14 protein-coding genes are annotated in these 17973 nt (G+C 71.1%); 3 read left to right on the top strand and 11 right to left on the bottom strand.

The window, feature by feature from the left end; translation table 11 throughout:
• Positions 1–5 precede the first annotated feature (5 nt).
• The gene (locus ACWDD7_RS12815) at positions 6–452 is read right to left on the bottom strand and encodes a DUF948 domain-containing protein (protein ID WP_450457398.1); all 447 of its coding nucleotides are present in this window, start codon (positions 450–452) and stop codon (positions 6–8) included.
• 161 nt (positions 453–613) lie between these two features.
• Between ACWDD7_RS12815 and ACWDD7_RS12810 the strand changes: the two genes are divergently transcribed.
• Complete coding sequence (locus ACWDD7_RS12810; RefSeq protein ID WP_450457347.1) at positions 614–2749, top strand: ATP-binding protein; 2136 nt, start codon at positions 614–616, stop codon at positions 2747–2749.
• A gap of 105 nt (positions 2750–2854) precedes the next feature.
• Here ACWDD7_RS12810 and rpsD read toward each other — a convergent pair whose 3' ends face one another.
• From rpsD to ACWDD7_RS12785, 5 genes are all read right to left on the bottom strand, one after another.
• The gene (gene rpsD, locus ACWDD7_RS12805; RefSeq protein WP_070030068.1) at positions 2855–3469 is read right to left on the bottom strand and encodes a 30S ribosomal protein S4; all 615 of its coding nucleotides are present in this window, start codon (positions 3467–3469) and stop codon (positions 2855–2857) included.
• A gap of 307 nt (positions 3470–3776) precedes the next feature.
• Complete coding sequence (locus ACWDD7_RS12800) at positions 3777–5132, bottom strand: replication-associated recombination protein A (protein ID WP_450457346.1); 1356 nt, start codon at positions 5130–5132, stop codon at positions 3777–3779.
• A gap of 83 nt (positions 5133–5215) precedes the next feature.
• Positions 5216–5869 (bottom strand): vitamin K epoxide reductase family protein, encoded by a 654-nt coding sequence (locus ACWDD7_RS12795; protein ID WP_351865859.1) that lies wholly within the window; start codon positions 5867–5869, stop codon positions 5216–5218.
• A gap of 546 nt (positions 5870–6415) precedes the next feature.
• Complete coding sequence (gene hisS / locus ACWDD7_RS12790) at positions 6416–7678, bottom strand: histidine--tRNA ligase (RefSeq protein WP_351875886.1); 1263 nt, start codon at positions 7676–7678, stop codon at positions 6416–6418.
• Between the two features lie 14 nt (positions 7679–7692).
• Complete coding sequence (locus ACWDD7_RS12785; RefSeq protein ID WP_285560819.1) at positions 7693–8400, bottom strand: MBL fold metallo-hydrolase; 708 nt, start codon at positions 8398–8400, stop codon at positions 7693–7695.
• Positions 8401–8580: 180 nt separating this feature from the next.
• On the opposite strand from ACWDD7_RS12785, the gene ACWDD7_RS12780 reads away from it, so the two are divergent.
• Together ACWDD7_RS12780 and ACWDD7_RS12775 are read left to right on the top strand one after the other, a co-directional pair.
• Positions 8581–9405, top strand: coding sequence for a peptidylprolyl isomerase (locus ACWDD7_RS12780; protein WP_351875884.1), 825 nt, complete (start codon positions 8581–8583; stop codon positions 9403–9405).
• A gap of 144 nt (positions 9406–9549) precedes the next feature.
• Positions 9550–10779, top strand: a complete 1230-nt coding sequence (locus tag ACWDD7_RS12775) for a DUF349 domain-containing protein (RefSeq protein WP_351875881.1) — start codon at positions 9550–9552, stop codon at positions 10777–10779.
• A gap of 93 nt (positions 10780–10872) precedes the next feature.
• On the opposite strand, the gene ACWDD7_RS12770 is transcribed toward ACWDD7_RS12775, so the two are convergent.
• The 5 genes from ACWDD7_RS12770 to yajC form a co-directional block, all read right to left on the bottom strand.
• Entirely contained in the window at positions 10873–13413 is a 2541-nt protein-coding gene (locus ACWDD7_RS12770; RefSeq protein ID WP_450457345.1) for a RelA/SpoT family protein, read from the bottom strand.
• A gap of 306 nt (positions 13414–13719) precedes the next feature.
• Entirely contained in the window at positions 13720–14259 is a 540-nt protein-coding gene (locus tag ACWDD7_RS12765; RefSeq protein ID WP_392214819.1) for an adenine phosphoribosyltransferase, read from the bottom strand.
• Positions 14256–15350 (bottom strand): protein translocase subunit SecF, encoded by a 1095-nt coding sequence (secF, locus tag ACWDD7_RS12760; protein ID WP_450457344.1) that lies wholly within the window; start codon positions 15348–15350, stop codon positions 14256–14258. Before secF ends, ACWDD7_RS12765 begins: the two co-directional genes overlap by 4 nt.
• A gap of 3 nt (positions 15351–15353) precedes the next feature.
• Positions 15354–17144 carry a protein translocase subunit SecD gene (secD, locus tag ACWDD7_RS12755; RefSeq protein ID WP_450457397.1) on the bottom strand — a complete coding sequence of 597 codons (1791 nt, stop codon included), beginning with the start codon at positions 17142–17144 and terminating at the stop codon, positions 15354–15356.
• Between the two features lie 145 nt (positions 17145–17289).
• Positions 17290–17796, bottom strand: a complete 507-nt coding sequence (gene yajC / locus ACWDD7_RS12750; protein WP_450457343.1) for a preprotein translocase subunit YajC — start codon at positions 17794–17796, stop codon at positions 17290–17292.
• Between the last annotated feature and the right edge of the window lie 177 nt (positions 17797–17973).

The raw sequence follows: 17973 nt of genomic DNA, 5'->3' as shown, positions 1-17973 counted from the left end.
CGGTCTCAGTCCCTCTTCCCGCGGAGGTTGCGCTTGCGTCGTGCGGCGGGGACCGTGCGGCCCACGATCACGGTACGCCGGGGCGACTCCTCGGGCACGTCCTCCGCCTTGCGGCCGCCGAGCGCCCTGCGGACGCCGTAGCCGAAGGCCGCGACCTTGACCAGCGGGCCGCCGAAGGTGGAGGCCACAGTGGTCGACAGCGCGGAGGCGTTCGAGGTGACCTCCTGGACGTCGGTGGCGATCGCGTCGACCCGGTCGATCTGGGTCTGCGCGGAGCGCACGGCCCGGGACGCCTCCCCGAGCAGCGGAACGGCCTGGTCGGTCACGTCCGCCACGAGCTTGGTGGTCGCCTTGAGCGTCTGGGCCAGCCTCACGAGAGCCACCGCGAGGAAGGAGACCAGGATCGCCCAGAAGACGGCCACCAGGATCCCGGCCACCTCGCCACCGGACACTGTGCGCACCCGCTCCCTGAAACGTGCCTGAGCATCGGAAAAGTCGTGTCCCGAGCCTATCGCGCCGGGGCGGACGCTCCGTACCGGTTTCCCCGCGCGAGCGGTGGAGTTGTGGGAAGCGATTGTACGGAATGAACACGGTTCAGTACGCTCCGTGTCCCATGCGAGGTCCTCAGTGCCCAGAACCTTTCGCCGACGGCGAGCCGCCCCTCGAAGTGACCGGATTCGTCGGACGTACGGCGGAGGTGGCGGGGCTCGCCGCGGCGCTGCGGGCGGGCCGGCTGGTGACGGTGACCGGGGCCGGGGGCGTGGGCAAGTCCCGGCTGGCCGCGCGGGTCGTCGCGGACTGGGAGACGGCGCACGGCTGGGTGGAGCTGGCGTCGGCGCACGACCCGGAGTTCGTGGAGTACGAGGTGGCGGAGGCCCTCGGGCTGACCGACCACACCGCGCGGGCGCCGCGCGAGACGGTGCCGGAGCAACTGGCCGGGCGCCCGGTGCTGCTGGTCCTCGACGGGTTCGAGCATCTGGTGGACGCCGCGGCCGAGTTGGTCGCGGAGCTGCTGCGCGAGCTGCCCGAGCTGCGGGTGCTGGCGGTGGGTCGGCGGCCGCTGGGCCTGGCGGGCGAGCGGCTGTTCCCGCTGGCGCCGCTCGGCGCGGACGAGGCGGTGGAGCTGTTCACGGACCGGGCCCGGGAGCAGGGGGTCCCGGTGTCCGACGGCCCCGAGGTGCGGGAGCTGTGCCGGCGCCTGGACGGCATCCCGCTGGCGCTGGAGCTGGCGGCGGGGCGGCTGCGGGTCCTGTCCCCCGCGCAGCTGCTGGGCCGCCTGGACGACCGGTTCCGGCTGCTGACCGGCGGCGGCCGCGATGTGCTGCCCCGGCACCAGACGCTGCGCACGGCGATCGGCTGGAGCCATGAGCTGTGCACCCCGCCCGAACGGCTGCTGTGGGCGCGGCTCACGGTGTTCGCGGGGACCTTCGACCTGGAGGCGGTCGAGTACGTGTGCAGTGGGGACGGGCTGCCCGACACGGACGTCCTCGACGTGCTCTCGGAGCTGGTGGCCCAGTCGGTGATCACTCGCGAGGAGACCCCGGCGGGTTCCCGCTTCCGGATGCTGGACACCGTGCGGGCCTACGGCGCCGGCTGGCTGGAGGCGACCGGGGACGCGGCCCGGCTGCGCCGGCGGCACCGGGACTGGTACCTGGGGCTGGCGACCTGGTGCGAGCAGGAGTGGTTCTCGCCCCGGCAGCGGGAGGTGGCCGCGCGGGTGGCGGTGGAGCTGCCCAGCCTGCGGGCCGCGCTGGAGTTCTGCCTCACCCAGCCCGAGGAGGCGCATCTCGGCCAGTACCTGGCGGGGTCGCTGTGGTTCTGCTGGGTGGGCTGCGGCCGGCTCGCGGAGGGGCGGCGCTGGCTGGAGCGGAGCGCGGCCCTGGAGTCGGGGTACGAACGGTCCCGGCTCAAGGCCCTGTGGGTGCTCGGCTATGTGGCGGTGCTCCAGGGCGACCGCGGTCCGGCGCGGGAGGCGCTGCGCGCGTGCCGGGAGCGGGCTGAGCGGGCAGCGGACCCGCTGGCGGTGGCGTACGCGGAGCACCGCACCGGCTGTCTGGCGCTGGTCACGGACGATCTGCCGCGTGCAGAAACGCTGCTGCGGTCGGCGCTCGCCCGCTACGGGGAGATCGGCGAGCTGAACAGCAATGTGCTCATGGGGCGGGTGGAGCTGGCGATGGCGCGTGCCTTCCAGGGGGACCTGCCGGACGCGGTGCGACTGTGCGAGGACGTGCGCCGGGTGTGCGAGGAGCACGGGGAGCGCTGGGCGCGGTCGTACGCGCTGTACGTGCTGGCGTACGCGGCCTGGCGGGACGGCGCCTCGGCACGCGCCCGGGAGCTGTTGACCGAGTGCCTGCGCCATGCCCACGCCTTCGACGACCTGCTCGGCTCGGTCCTCTCCCTCGAACTCCTCGCCCTGGTGACGGCGACCGAGGGCGATGCCGCCGAGGCCGCCCTCCTCCAGGGCGCGGCCGCACGTTCCTGGCCCTCGGTGGGCCTCCCCCTCTTCGGCTCGGCGCACTACAACGCCCCGCACGCCCAGTGCGAGACGACCGCCCGCGAGGCGCTGGGCGACGCCCGTTACGAGGAGTGCGTACGACGCGGAGCGCGCCTGGACCGGGAGGCCGCGGTGGGCCGGGTGCTGGGCCGGGACGGGGCGCGACCGCCGGTCTCGGTGCCGGTGCCCCGCGGATCGTCGCGGTGGGACGCGGTGCGGGCGGGCGGGGGCCGCGAAGCCGGGAGGCAGCGGTAGGACGGGCGGGCGGCGCGGCCGGGAAAACGCGGACCCGCCGCCTCCCCCGCCCGGAAGGACGGGAAAGACGGCGGGCCGGAGTGCGGTGCTGCGCCGGGGCTGGGATCAGCGGGCGTAGTACTCGACGACGAGCTGCTCGTCGCAGATCACCGGGATCTCCTTGCGGTTCGGCTCACGGTCCAGGCGGAACGCCAGGGCCTTGAGGTTCACCTGGAGGTAGCGCGGGGTCTCGCCGTCCGCGGCGAAGCCACCCTCACGGGCGATCTGGAAGAGCGTCTTGTCCTTGGAGCGGTCGCGGACCTGCACGACGTCGTCCGGACGGACACGGAAGGACGGCTTGTCGACCTTCTGGCCGTTGACCTGGATGTGGCCGTGGACGACCATCTGGCGGGCCTGGTAGATCGTGCGGGCGAGACCCGAACGCAGGACCAGCGCGTCGAGGCGGCGCTCCAGCTCCACGATCAGGGCCTCACCGGTCTTGCCCTGGACCTTGGACGCACGCTCGTAGGCGCGGACCAGCTGGCGCTCGGAGATGTCGTACTGAGCGCGCAGGCGCTGCTTCTCCAGCAGACGGACCTTGTAGTCCGAGTTCTGCTTGCGGCCGCGGCCGTGCTCACCCGGCGGGTAGGGGCGGGCCTCGAAGTACTTGACGGCCTTCGGGGTCAGCGCGATGCCGAGGGCACGCGACTTCTTGACCTTGGGGCGGGACTGGTTCGCCACTGTCTCAATCTCGTTTCGTAGTGTTCGGCTTGCCAGGGTTCGGGGAGGTCGCATCCGCAGCCGGGAAAACCCGCCGGTCCGCGAGGGGACCTGCTGGGCAGCCGCTTCCCTGGTCTGGGCACATACGTGCAGCACGCGAGTGGCCCACCGACCGCTCCCGGGCTCCGGGGTGGTGGTGGGCTGCCCGCGACACCGATCGACGGTGCGCGACGCTCCTGGAGTCCATCCCCGGGAGGACGGGAACTCCGGCCCGCTGTCCCGCTCTGACGGCACGGGACTGGGCGCTTCCGGGCATTCTACAGGCTGCTCAGGACCGTCTGCGACCGAGGTGCTTGCGGGTCCAGTCGACCGCGTCCGCGTACCGCGCCTCGGCGCCGTGCCGGCTCGGCGCGTAGTACTCGCGGTCCTTCAGCGCGTCCGGGGCGTACTGCTGCTCGGCGATGCCCTCGGGCAGGTCGTGCGGGTACACGTACCCCTGCGCGTGGCCGAGCTTGGCGGCGCCCTTGTAGTGGCCGTCGCGCAGATGCGGGGGCACCGCGCCCGCGAGGCCCTTGCGCACGTCCTCCAGGGCGGCGCCTATCGCGGTCGTCGCGGAGTTGGACTTCGGGGCGAGCGCGAGGGCGATGGTGGCGTGGCTGAGGGTCAGCGCCGCCTCGGGGAAGCCGATCATGGCGACGGCCTGGGCGGCGGCGACCGCGATGGGCAGCGCGTTCGGGTCGGCCAGGCCGATGTCCTCGCTGGCGGAGATCATCAGGCGCCGGGCGATGAACCGGGGGTCCTCGCCGGCCTCGATCATGCGGGCGAGGTAGTGCAGGGCCGCGTCCACGTCGGAGCCGCGGATGGACTTGATGAGGGCGCTGGCGACGTCGTAGTGCTGGTCGCCGTCGCGGTCGTACTTCACCGCCGCACGGTCCACGGTCTGCTCCAGGGTCGCGAGGGAGATCTCGCTCTCGCCCTGGTCGAGGGCGGCCCCGGCGGCGGCCTCCAGGGCGGTCAGGGCGCGGCGGGCGTCGCCGCCAGCGATGCGCAGCAGGTGGTCCTCGGTGTCCTCGGGGAGGGTGACCGCGCCCTTCAGGCCCCGCTCGGCGTCCAGGGCGCGGCGGAGCAGGCCGCGGACGTCGTCGTCGGTGAGGGGTTCGAGGGTGAGCAGCAGGGAGCGGGACAGGAGCGGGGAGATCACCGAGAAGTAGGGGTTCTCGGTGGTGGCCGCGATCAGGGTCACCCAGCGGTTCTCGACGGCGGGGAGCAGGGAGTCCTGTTGGGCCTTGCTGAAGCGGTGGATCTCGTCCAGGAAGAGGACGGTCTCGGTGCCGAAGCCGCCGGCGGCGCGGCGGGCGCCGTCGATGACGGCGCGCACCTCCTTGACGCCCGCGGTGATCGCGGACAGCTCCACGAAGCGCTTGTTGGTCGCCTTGGAGACGACGTACGCGAGGGTCGTCTTGCCGGTGCCGGGCGGGCCCCAAAGGATCACCGAGGACGGTCCGGCGGGGCCGCCGGAGCCCTCGCCGACCAAGCGGCGCAGGGGCGAGCCGGGCTTGAGCAGGTGCTGCTGGCCCACGACCTCGTCGAGCGTGCGCGGGCGCATGCGCACCGCCAGGGGACTGGCCGCCGGGTCCTTCTCCTGGCGTTCCTCGGCTGCTGCGGTGAAGAGGTCGGGTTCCACGCTGAAACCCTAAGACACGGCACCGACAATCCGGCCCGGCCCCGGTCCGGGACCGGGCGCCGGGCCGGGCCGCGGGCGGGGGCTCAGGCCCAGAGCTGGCTGCCCCAGCGGGTCAGGATCAGCATGGCGATGATGCCGCAGTGGGTGACCGGGAGCACCCAGGTGAACTCGCCGAAGAAGGAGCGCAGCCAGCGCGGGGCGGGCAGGAAGGCGTTGCGGACGTTGAACGAGGTGACGTACCAGAACATGGTGATCGTGGCGACCCAGGCCAGCGAGCACCACAGGCACAGGGCGTTGATCCGGTACAGGGACTCGAACTGCAGCCAGGTGACGAAGCAGACGCCGAAGAGGGTGCCGAAGTCGAACGTCAGCCAGTACCAGCGCGGGAAGCGGGCGCGGGTCAGCAGGCTCATGCCGACGCAGATCACGACGCCGTAGCAGACCAGGCCGAGCATCGGGTTGGGGAAGCCGAAGACGGCGGCCTGCTTGCTCTCCATCACGCTGCCGCAGGAGACCACCGGGTTCACGCTGCACCCCGGGGTGAAGGTCTTGCCCGCGACCTTGTATTCGAGGATCTTGAACTTGTCGAGCGTGATCACCCAGGCGGCCAGGAGTCCGGCCGCGCCGGTGATGACCAGCAGCAGGGCGAAGGCGCGGCTGCCGCCCACCGTGCGGGCGTCGGCGGGGCGGTCGGGACCGGACACCGCGGAGACGTCGTTGACTGTCGTCTTGCTCATCACGCCGATTCCGTCACTTGAGAGTTGGACCATCTTCGGGCGTCGGCCATTGTGCCGCACCCTCCTGTGTGCCCACCGTTCGACGGACACAAGCCGCTCCGCCGGCGGTCACGGACCGTGGGGTTCCAGCCAGAGCATCAAGGCCATGACAGCACACGCGAGCGAATTCGAGGTGAACGCGCCGGGACCGCGGGCGCGGCACGGGGACGCGACCGCGGTGGACGGGCCCGGATCCCGGCATCCGGCGCGATAAGGCGTCCGGCCTGCTCGGACCCGACGGCGTGGGCGGGGACACCATGGCGGAGGTCCTCCGGGGCAACCGGTCCCGGGACGGGGTCGAGGTCCCGGCGCCCGGCGCGGACCCGGCGCCGGGCGGCCGCGCCGGGCGGTCCCCGGCCGGAATCGACCGGCAGGACGAACCGGCACCCGCCGAGTTGACGGGATCTGTCGGTTCTTCCGGCCGCGCGGCGACCCGATGCCGGACCGCTGGAGCAGCGAGAAGGGCGCCGGGGACATCCCCGGCGCCCTTCCTGTGCGTCGTGCCGACTAGCCGAGCCGGGACTCCAGCTCCGCCACGATCTCGTTGACGCCGATCGCCGTCTGCTCGCCGGACTCCATGTCCTTGAGCTGGACGACGCCCTCGGCGAGGTCGCGCTCACCGGCGACGAGGGCGTAGCGCGCGCCGCTGCGGTTGGCGCTCTTCATCGCGCCCTTGAGGCCCTTGCCGCCGTACGAGAAGTCCGCCGCGATGCCCACCCTGCGCAGCTCGGTGATCTTGGCGAACAGGACGCGCCGGGCCTCCTCGCCGAGCGGGACGGCGTAGACGGAGGTGCCGGCGGGGATGTCCAGCTCCACACCCTCGGCCTCCAGCGCGAGGACCGTGCGGTCGACGCCGAGGGCCCAGCCGACGGAGGGCAGCGCGGGGCCGCCGATCATCTCGGACAGGCCGTCGTAGCGGCCGCCGCCGCCCACCGCGGACTGCGAGCCGAGGCCGTCGTGCACGAACTCGAAGGTGGTGCGGGTGTAGTAGTCCAGGCCGCGGACCAGCTTCGGGTCGTCCTCGAAGGCCACGCCCGCCGCCGTGATCAGCTCGCGGACCTCCTCGTGGTACGCCTTGCACGCGTCGCAAAGGTAGTCGCGCAGCAGCGGGGCGCCGGTGAGCTGCTTCTGGACGGACTCACGCTTGTCGTCCAGGACGCGCAGCGGGTTGATCTCGGCGCGCCGGCGCGTGTCCTCGTCGATGTCCAGGCCGCGCAGGAAGTCCTGGAGCGCGGCCCGGTACACCGGCCGGCACTCCTTGTCGCCCAGGCTGTTGAGCAGGATGCGGAAGTCGCGCAGGCCCAGCGAGCGGTACGCCTGGTCGGCCAGGATGATCAGCTCGGCGTCGAGGGCCGGGTCCTCCGCGCCGATCGCCTCGGCGCCCACCTGGGAGAAGTGGCGGTAACGGCCCTTCTGCGGGCGCTCGTAGCGGTAGTACGAGCCCGAGTACCAGAGCTTGACCGGGAGGTTGCCGGTCTTGTGCAGGTTGGCCTCCAGGGCCGCGCGCAGCACGGAGGCCGTGCCCTCGGGGCGCAGGGCGAGCTTGTCGCCGCCCTTGGTCTCGAAGGCGTACATCTCCTTGGTCACGATGTCGGTGGACTCGCCGACGCCGCGCGCGAACAGCTCGACGTTCTCGAAACCGGGGGTCTCGATGTAGCCGTAGCCGGAGTTGCGCAGCGGAGCGGCGATCGCCTCACGGACCGCGAGGTACGTGGCCGAGTCCGGCGGGATCAGGTCGTAGGTGCCCTTGGGGGCCTGGAAGGTGCTCACGGGAAGCTCTCTCGTCACATTCCTCGTCGGGGAGCCGCGGGGGCTCCCTGGCCGGCTGCCACTTCCCGCAGATAGGGGTTGGTGGCGCGCTCGCGGCCGATGGTCGTCTGGGGGCCGTGGCCGGACAGGACCACGGTGGAGTCGTCGAGCGGCAGGCACACCCGTGCCAGCGACCCGAGCATGTCCGCCATGGATCCGCCCGGCAGGTCGGTGCGTCCGATGGAGCCGGCGAACAGCAGATCCCCGGAGAAGAACACCGACGGGACGTCGGCGCTCTCGGGCATCCGGAAGGTCACCGACCCCTTGGTATGGCCCGGCGCGTGCGCGACGGAGAACTCCAGCCCGGCCAGCTCCAGCCGCGCCCCGTCGGCCAGTTCCCTGACGTCGTCGGGCTCGCCCACGGTCAGCTCGCCCATGAGCGGCATGCCGATGGAGCGGCCGAGCGCCTTCTCCGGGTCGCTCATCATGAAGCGGTCCTCGGGATGGATCCAGGCGGGGACGTCATGGGCGCCGCACACGGGGACGACCGAGGCCACATGGTCGATGTGGCCATGGGTGAGGACGACCGCGACGGGCTTGAGCCGATGCTTCTTCAGCGTTTCCTCGACTCCCTCGGCGGCCTGGTGGCCCGGGTCGATGATCACGCACTCCTCACCGGCGGCGGGGGCGACGAGGTAGCAGTTCGTCCCCCAGGCCCCGGCGGGGAACCCGGCAATGAGCACGATCGTCCTTCGTTTCATCGGTTGGCAGGCGGTGACAAGGCGGCCTCGGCCGCGCTCAGAGCCTACCGGCGCTGCCGTTTCCTCAGCGAACCCATATACGGTACGGGGCTACACGCAGTGGTCGGCCCACGAGGACGCACGCGTACCGCTCGACAACGACACGCATGAGGAGAGAACCCGGTGGTCAGCCAGGAGCAGCGGCGGCGTCAGCTCGCCCGGGAGAAGTTCTTGCGTCAGCAGCAGCGGCGCACCGAGTCGCGGCGCAAGGCCCGTGTGCGCAACTCCGCGATCGCGTCGGTACTGGGCGTGATCGTGATCGGCAGTGTGGCGCTGTACACGACCCACGCGCTGGGAGGCGACGACAAGAAGACCGACGCGAGCGCCAAGACCACGCCGAGCGCGTCCGCGCGGCCGAGCAAGGCGCCGGACCCGTGCCAGAAGCCTGCCGCGGGCTCGGTGCAGAAGCTCAGCTGGAAGAAGGAGCCGGCGATGTCGATCGACACGTCGGCGAAGTACACGCTGAACCTCGCGACGACGTGCGGTGACATCCCGATCGCGCTGAAGACGTCCGCGGCCCCGCACACGGTCAACTCCTTCGACTTCCTCGCGGGCAAGGGCTTCTTCGACCACACCAAGTGCCACCGCCTGACCACGCAGGGCATCTACGTGCTGCAGTGCGGCGACCCGCAGGGCACCGGCATGGGCGGTCCCGGCTACACGCTGCCGGACGAGAACCTGAAGGATTCGAGCCTGAAGAAGAACACGTACCCGGCGGGCACCGTGGCGATGGCCAACACCGGCCAGAAGCACACCGGCGGCAGCCAGTTCTTCCTGGTCTACAAGGACAGCCCGCTGCCGCCCCAGTACACGCCGTTCGGCACGATCTCCGCGTCCGGCATGAAGGTGCTGGACAAGATCGCGGCGGCCGGCGAGAGCACCGGCCAGGGTGACGGTGCCCCGAACGCGACCGTTGTGATCAACAAGGCGACGGTCGCCAAGTCCTGAGGGCGGTCAAGGCCGTCGGCGCAATTTCGGTCGCGCTGGATGCGGACAGGGAACCCGCTGGTCGCCTATGTTGGCCGTGACGAAACTGTGGTGGATGCCCGGGGGCGCTGAGGCACCCCGCAGGCATCATGTGGAGGAGGCGCTGTGAGCAGCGACCCGTGGGGCCGCGTCGACGAGACGGGGACCGTGTACGTGCGTACGGCCGACGGCGAGCAGGTCGTCGGATCCTGGGCGGCCGGCTCCCCTGAGGAGGCGCTGGCCTACTTCGAGCGCAAGTACGAGGGCCTGGTTGTCGAGATCGGCCTCCTCGAGAAGCGAGTGCGGACCACCGACCTGTCGGCGAAGGACGCCCAGGCCGCCATCGACCACCTGCGCGAGCAGGTGGACGCGCACCACGCGGTCGGCGACCTGGCGGCGCTGCGCGGCCGGCTGGACAAGCTCGTGGAGACCGTCGAGGCGCGCCGCGAGGAGCGCAAGGCCCAGCGGGCCAAGCAGTCCGACGAGGCCCGCAAGGCCAAGGAGGACCTGGTCGTCGAGGCGGAACAGCTCGCGCAGTCCGACCAGTGGCGGGCCGCGGGTGAGCGGCTGCGGGCGCTGGTGGACACCTGGAAGGGGCTGCCGCGTCTGGACCGCAAGTCCGACGACGAGCTGTGGCACCGCTTCTCGCACGCCCGGTCGGCGTTCTCCAAGCGTCGCAAGGCGCACTTCGCACAGCTGGACGCGCAGCGCGAGGACGCCCGCCGGATCAAGGAGCGGCTGGTCGCCGAGGCCGAGGCGCTGTCCGGCTCCACGGACTGGGGTCCGACGGCGGCCCGTTACCGCGATCTGATGTCCGAGTGGAAGGCCGCGGGCCGCGCCCAGCGCGAGCACGAGGACGACCTGTGGAACCGCTTCCGCGGCGCCCAGGACGTGTTCTTCGCGGCGCGCAGCTCGGTGTTCGCCGAGCGGGACGCGGAGCAGACGGAGAACCTGAAGCTCAAGGAGGAGCTGGCCGAGGAGGCCGAGAAGCTCCTGCCGATCGGCGATCTGAAGGCCACCCGTGCCGCCTTCCGTTCGATCAACGAGCGCTGGGAGGCCATCGGCCACGTCCCCAGGGACGCGCGGCCGAAGGTCGAGGGCCGGATGCACACGGTCGAGCGGGCGATCCAGGAGGCCGAGGAGGCCGAGTGGCGCCGTACGAACCCGGAGGCGCGTGCGCGTGCCGAGGGTCTGACCGGGCAGCTCCAGGCGGCCGTGGACAAGCTGGGGGCGCAGATCGAACAGGCCCGCGCCCAGGGCAACACCGCGAAGGCCGACAAGCTCCAGAAGGAACTGGAGGGCCGCCAGGCACTCTTGGACCAGGCTCTGAAGGGGCTGCACGAGTTCGGCGGCTGATTCCCCCGATACCGGCGTGAAAGGGCCCCGTACGCGCGTACGGGGCCCTTTCCCTGTCTTCCGGAGCCGGCTTCCGAGGCGGTGCTACGGCGGTTACGACCGACTGCGTCCGGAGGTCACGCGGTAGACGTCGTACACGCCCTCCACGCCCCGTACGGCCTTCAGGACGTGGCCGAGGTGCTTGGGATCGCCCATCTCGAAGGTGAAGCGGGAGGTGGCGACGCGGTCGCGGGAGGTCTGGACGGCGGCCGAGAGGATGTTGACGTGCTGGTCGGACAGCACGCGGGTGACGTCCGACAGCAGCCGGGAGCGGTCCAGGGCCTCGACCTGGATGGCGACCAGGAAGACCGAGGACTGGGTGGGCGCCCACTCGACGTCGAGGATGCGCTCCGGCTCCCGGGACAGCGAATCCACGTTGACGCAGTCGCTGCGGTGCACGGAGACGCCGCTGCCGCGGGTGACGAAGCCGATGATCGGGTCGCCGGGCACGGGGGTGCAGCAGCGGGCCAGCTTGACCCACACGTCGTCGACGCCCTTGACCACGACGCCGGGGTCGGCGCTGGAGCGGCGCTTGCGGCCGCGGCTGCGGGACGGCGGGACCGACTCGTCGATCTCCTCGGTGGCGGCCTCCTCGCCGCCGAGGGCCTGCACCAGCTTCTGCACGATGTTCTGCGCGGAGACATGGCCCTCGCCTATCGCCGCGTACAGCGCGGAGATGTCCGAGTAGCGCATCTCGTGGGCGAGCGTGATCAGGGAGTCGCCGTTCAGGATGCGCTGGATCGGCAGGTTCTGCTTGCGCATGGCCCGCACGATGGCGTCCTTGCCCTGCTCGATCGCCTCGTCCCGGCGCTCCTTGGAGAACCAGGCGCGGATCTTGTTACGCGCCCGGGGCGACTTGACGAAGCCGAGCCAGTCGCGGGAGGGCCCGGCGCCGGTCGCCTTGGAGGTGAAGACCTCCACCAGGTCGCCGTTGTCCAGGGTGGATTCGAGCGGTACGAGGCGGCCGTTGACCCGCGCTCCTATGGTGCGGTGGCCGACCTCGGTGTGCACGGCGTAGGCGAAGTCCACCGGGGTGGCGCCCGCCGGGAGCGCTATGACGTCGCCCTTGGGCGTGAAGACGAAGACCTCGTTGCGGGAGAGGTCGAAGCGCAGGGACTCCAGGAACTCGCCCGGGTCCTCGGTCTCCTTCTGCCAGTCCAGCAACTGCCGCAGCCACGCCATGTCGTTGATGGCGTCCTTGTCCTTGCCGGCCGTCCTCGGCGCGTCGGTACGCACCTTGGAGGCGCCGGCGACGGCCTCCTGCTTGTACTTCCAGTGCGCGGCGATGCCGTACTCGGCGCGGCGGTGCATGTCGAAGGTGCGGATCTGCAGTTCGACGGGCTTGCCGTTGGGACCGATCACCGTGGTGTGCAGCGACTGGTACATGTTGAACTTGGGCATCGCGATGTAGTCCTTGAACCGGCCGGGGACCGGGTTCCATCGCGCGTGCACGGTGCCGAGGGCGGCATAGCAGTCGCGGACGGTGTCGACGAGGACGCGGATGCCCACCAGGTCGTAGATCTCCGCGAAGTCGCGGCCGCGGACGATCATCTTCTGGTAGACGCTGTAGTAGTGCTTCGGGCGGCCGGTGACGGTCGCCTTGATCCGGGCGGCGCGCAGGTCGGACTGGACCTCGTCGGTCACTATGGCCAGGTACTCGTCGCGCTTGGGCGCCCGTTCGGCCACCAGCCGGACGATCTCGTCGTACATCTTGGGGTAGAGGATCGCGAAGGCGAGGTCCTCCAGCTCCCACTTGATGGTGTTCATGCCCAGGCGGTGGGCGAGCGGCGCGTAGATCTCCAGGGTCTCGCGCGCCTTCTTCTCCTGCTTCTCGCGCTTGAGATAGCGCATGGTGCGCATGTTGTGCAGGCGGTCGGCGAGCTTGATGACCAGGACGCGCGGGTCCTTGGCCATGGCGACGACCATCTTGCGCACGGTCTCGGCCTGCGCGGCCTCGCCGAACTTGACCTTGTCCAGCTTGGTGACGCCGTCGACGAGGAGGGCGACGGTGTCGCCGAAGTCGCGGCGCAGCTGGTCGAGCCCGTACTCGGTGTCCTCGACGGTGTCGTGCAGCAGGCCCGCCATCAGCGTGGCCGGGTCCATGCCCAGTTCGGCGAGGATGGTGGTGACGGCGAGCGGGTGCGTGATGTACGGGTCGCCGCTCTTGCGCTTCTGGCCGCGGTGCCAGCGCTCGGCGACCTGGTAGGCGCGCTCGATCTGGCGCAGGGTGGAGTTCTCGATCTTCGGGTCGTTGCTGCGCACTATCCGCAGCAGCGGTTCCAGGACCGGGTTGTACGGGTTCGCGCGCTGGACGCCGAGGCGGGCCAGGCGGGCGCGGACGCGATTGGAGGAGCCGGTGCGGCCGGGCTGCACGGCGGGCGAGCGCACGACGGGGGGCTGGGCGGGGCGCCCGGCGGGGGCCGCCGGTTTGGGACGGGAGGCCTCGGCGGACTTCTCGACGGACGCGGACGGGGCGTGCTCGACCGCCCCGCGGGTGTCGTTCTTGGCGGTCGACACGTTCGGCGCGGGCTTGGCCGCGGGCGCCGAGGCGGGCTCGGGCTTGGCGGCGGTCAGTGGCTGGGCCTCGTCTGGCAAGAGGGCTCCTCGTGCACGTTCCGGGTCCCCCGGTCAGGCTCCGGAGACCCCATGGTAGCGATCCTGCCGCTGCGAATAGCCCGCAGGCGGACCGTAGGGACCGACTACCCCTGTAACGCCTGGGATGCACGGGGGATTCCGGGAGGTGGCCGGGAGGTGCTGTCCAGGGGGCCGGCGAGGGTGGTTCCGGCCGGGAGAACGCCCCCCGGGCCGCGTCGACGAGAGCGGTTCCGCGGTGGAGAAACGCCGTACGGCCGCCGCCGGCGGGGTGCCGGGGCGGCCGTACGGTGTTGCCGTCGGTGCCGGTCAGACCTGGAGGAGGGCCTCCAGGGGGGCTCCGGCGAGGGTGGGCTCCAGGCGGGTGCGGGCGCCGAGGAAGCCCAGCTCCATCAGGACCGCGAGGCCCGCGACCTCCGCACCGGCGCGCTGGATGAGGTGGATCGCCGCCTCGGCGGTGCCGCCGGTGGCCAGCACGTCGTCCACGATCAGGACGCGGTCGCCGGAGGTCAGGTCCTCCGCGTGCACCTCGATCTCGGCCGAGCCGTACTCCAGGTCGTAGGCCTGGCCCAGGGTGGCCCCGGGCAGCTTGCCGGCCTTGCGGACCGGGATGAAGCCCAGGCCCGCGCGGACGGCGACGGGGGCGCCGAGGATGAAGCCCCGGGCCTCCAGGCCGACGATCTTGGTGGCGCCGGTACTCGCGGCGATGCCCGCGAGGGTGTCGGTCAGGGCGGTGAACGCGGCGGGGTCCGCCAGCAGCGGGGTGATGTCCTTGAACATCACGCCCGGCTCCGGGTAGTCCGCGACGTCGCGGATGCGGCTGAGCAGCAGCTCCTGGATGTCGGTCATCGGCGCTTGCCCGTCTGGCGGCCGCGGCCCCGGCCGCGGGAGACGGGCTGGTTGCGCGGGCCGACCACGGCGGGCGCGGCCTCCTCGACGTCGCCATCGCCGGCGACGCCGTCCTCCGAAGCGGCCTGGGCGCGCTTGGCCATGACCCGCTTGGTGAGCGACTTCATCGCGGGCTCGCGCTCCTTGAGGTCGGCGACGAGCGGGGTGGCGATGAAGATCGAGGAGTAGGCGCCGGCCGCGAGGCCGACGAACAGCGACAGCGAGATGTCGTTCAGGTCGCCGGCACCGAGGAAGCCGCCGCCGATGAAGAGCAGACCGGCGACCGGCAGCAGGGCGACGACCGTGGTGTTGATCGAGCGGACCAGGGTGCCGTTGATCGAACGGTTGGCGATCTCGCTGTAGGTGAAGCGGGTCTGCTTGGTGATGTCCTTCGTCTGCTCCTTGAGGCTGTCGAAGACGACGACCGTGTCGTAGAGCGAGTAACCGAGGATCGTGAGCAGACCGATGATGGTGCCGGGCGAGACCTCGAAGCCGACCAGGGCGTAGATACCGGTCGTGATGGTGATGTCGTGGATCAGGGCGACCAGGGCCGCGACGGCCATGCGCCACTCGAACGCGATGGCCAGGTAGATCACGACGAGCACCATGAAGATCGCCAGGCCCTCCCAGGCCTTGTTGGCGATCTCCTGGCCCCAGCTCGGGCCGACCAGGTCGGCGGCGAGCTTCTCGGGGTTGAGGTTCAGGTCCTTGGCGAGGGTCTGCTTGATCTGGTCGGACTTGTCGGTGTCCACGCCGGCGATCTGGATGCGCAGGCTGCCGTTGCCGAGCTTCTGCACGACGGCCTGGTGGCCGGAGGCGTCCTTGGCGTACGTCTCCGCCTGGGCGACCGAGGTGCTCATGTGGTTCGGCGTGGTGAAGACGGCACCGCCCTGGAAGTCGATGCTCATGTTCAGGCCGCGCACCGCCAGACCGAGGATGGCCGTGATCGTGATGAGGATCGAGACGCCGTACCAGATCTTGCGCTTGCCGACGAAGTCGTAGCTGATCTCGCCGCGGTGCAGCCGGGCGCCGAGGGAGCCGAGTTTCGACATCGCTCATGCCTCCTTCGGGTCGACAGGGCCGGCGGCGGGACCGGCGGGACGGCGGGTGCGGCGCAGCGGCGGCTTGCCACCGAGGCTCTTCGGGTCCAGCCCGGACCACTTGTGGCCGTTCGCGAAGAACGTGCGGCGGGCCAGCAGGGTCATCAGCGGCTTGGTGAACAGGAAGACGACGACCACGTCGAGCACGGTGGTCAGACCCAGCGTGAACGCGAAGCCCTGGACCTTGCCGACGGTCACGATGAACAGCACCGCGGCGGCGAGGAACGACACGAAGTCGGAGACCAGGACGGTGCGCCGGGCGCGCGGCCAGGCACGCTCGACGGCGGGGCGCAGCGAGCGGCCCTCGCGGATCTCGTCCCTGATGCGTTCGAAGTAGACGATGAACGAGTCGGCGGTGATACCGATGGCCACGATGGCACCGCAGACGGCCGGCAGGTTCAGCGCGAAGCCGATGGCCGGGCCGAGCAGCGACATGATCACGTACGTGAGGATCGCGGAGACCACGAGGGAGGCCATGGCGACCAGCGACAGGCCGCGGTAGTAGACCACCAGGTAGATCACGACCAGGGCGAGGCCGATGGCGCCGGCGAGCAGACCGGCGTGCAGCTGCTCACCGCCGAGCGCGGCGGTCACGGTGGTGACGGACTGCTCCTGGAAGGACAGCGGCAGGGCGCCGTACGACAGCATGTTGGCGAGGCTCTGCGCGTCCTGCTGCGTGAAGCTGCCGGAGATCTCCGCCTGGCCGCCGGTGATGGCCAGGCTGACGTACGGGCTGGAAACGACCTCGCCGTCCAGGACGATGCCGAACTCGTTCTGCGGGGCCTGGTTCTTGGCCAGCTCGCCGGTGATGTCGGCGAACTTCTTGGCGCCCGTGGAGTCGAAGGTCATCTGGACCTGCCAGCCGGAGGCGCCCTGGGTGTCGAAGACCGCCTGGGCCTTCTTCACCTCGGTGCCGTCCACGGCGGCGGGGCCGAGCAGGTACTTGTAGTAGCCCTTGCCGATCTTGCCGCAGGCGATGGTGGGGTCGCCGGGCTTGGCGTTGTTGCCGGCCTTGGCGCGGTCGTCGGGCTTGGTGCAGTCCAGGGCGGTGTACGCGGCCTGGAGCTTCGAGGTGTCCTTACCGCCGGCGGAGGCCGAGGCCGAGGGGGTGGCCTGGGGCGAGGAGCCGCCGGTGGGCGTCGCGCTCGGCGAGGGGCTGGAGCCCGCCTTGAGCGCGTCGGTGACCGCGCGGCCCTGGGTGGTCGCGGAGGCGGTGGGGGACGCGGTGCCGGACGAGGAGGCCTTCTGCGAGGAGGAGGCGCTCGGGGAGGGACTGCCGGCGCCCGGCTTGGGCGAGGAGCCGCTGGTCGGGGAGCCGCTCGGCGAGGGGCTGGCCGCGGCGCCGCTGGGCTCGCGCGCCAGCACGGGGCGGAAGTAGAGCTTGGCGGTGGTGCCGACCTGCTGCTGGGCCTCCTTGGAGTTGGTGCCCCGCGGGATGTTGACGATGATGTTGTCGGTTCCCTGGGTCTGCACCTCCGCCTCGGAGACGCCGAGACCGTTGACACGGCGGTTCATGATGTCGACCGCGGTGTCCATGTTGGCCTTGTTGATCGCGGACCCCTGGTCGGCCTTCGCCTTGAGCGTGATGCTCGTACCACCGGCGAGGTCGATGCCGAGACGCGGAGTGGTGTGCCCGGAGACGAACATCCCTCCGGTGAGCGCCACGATGGCGATCAGGATGAGGGCCAGTGAGCGCCCTGGTTTGCTCTGGGCGCTCGCGCTCCGGCCCTTCTTAGGTGCTGCCACCTTCTCGTACTCCCTCTCGGGCCGCTCGGCGCCGGGTCGGCGCTCGGCGGCCATGACATGGTGTCGGGCTCCCCGTGCGGGAAACAGACGCGCCCGGTGGAGCGCGGGGCGTGATTATGCCGTCTCGCGCGCCACCGGGGCGTGACTACTTCGCGTCGGAGTCGCCGTCGGTCTTCTTCGGCTGGTCCTCCGTCGTGGCCGCGGCGGCCTCGGACCCGTCGGCGGCGTCCTCGTCGGCGTCCTTCTTACCGAGGTCGATCTTGTCGTCGGAGGCGGCGGCAGCGGCGGCAGATCCGTCGGTCTCGTCGGTCTCGGTGAGGGAGGAGGCGTCGTCCGGGACGATGTCGGCGTCGGACTTCAGGTCGTGCTCGATGCCGTGCACGATGCGGTTGTACTCGTCGTCGGTGAGGACGGCGCCGATCGCGTTCTTCGCGAAGAGGAGGTCCACGCCGGGAGCGGCGTCGAGGAGCACGGTGTCCTCGTTGACTTCCTTGACCGTCGCGTACATTCCCCCGATCGTGCGGACACCGGAACCGGGCTGCATCTCGTTGCGCATCTGGGCGGCCTGCTGCTGCTTCTTCTTGGCAGAGCGCGTCATCAGGAACATGGCCGCGATGAGCACGATGAACGGGAGAAGGGTATAGGCATTCACGGGACGGGATTTCCTTCGCGCGACCGCGACGGACAGCGGCCTTTTCGGGGATGGGGGTGTGTCGGCGCCGCCCGCAAGGGCGGCATCGGCGGAGTCTAAGCGAGTCCGCACACATGGAACAACGCTCAGCATGGCACCTGGGTTCCGCACCGGGCCACCGCCCGAGTGGCGGCGCAT

This window comes from Streptomyces sp. NPDC001056 (assembly GCF_053598955.1).
This window is presented reverse-complemented; position numbering and strand designations above follow the sequence as displayed.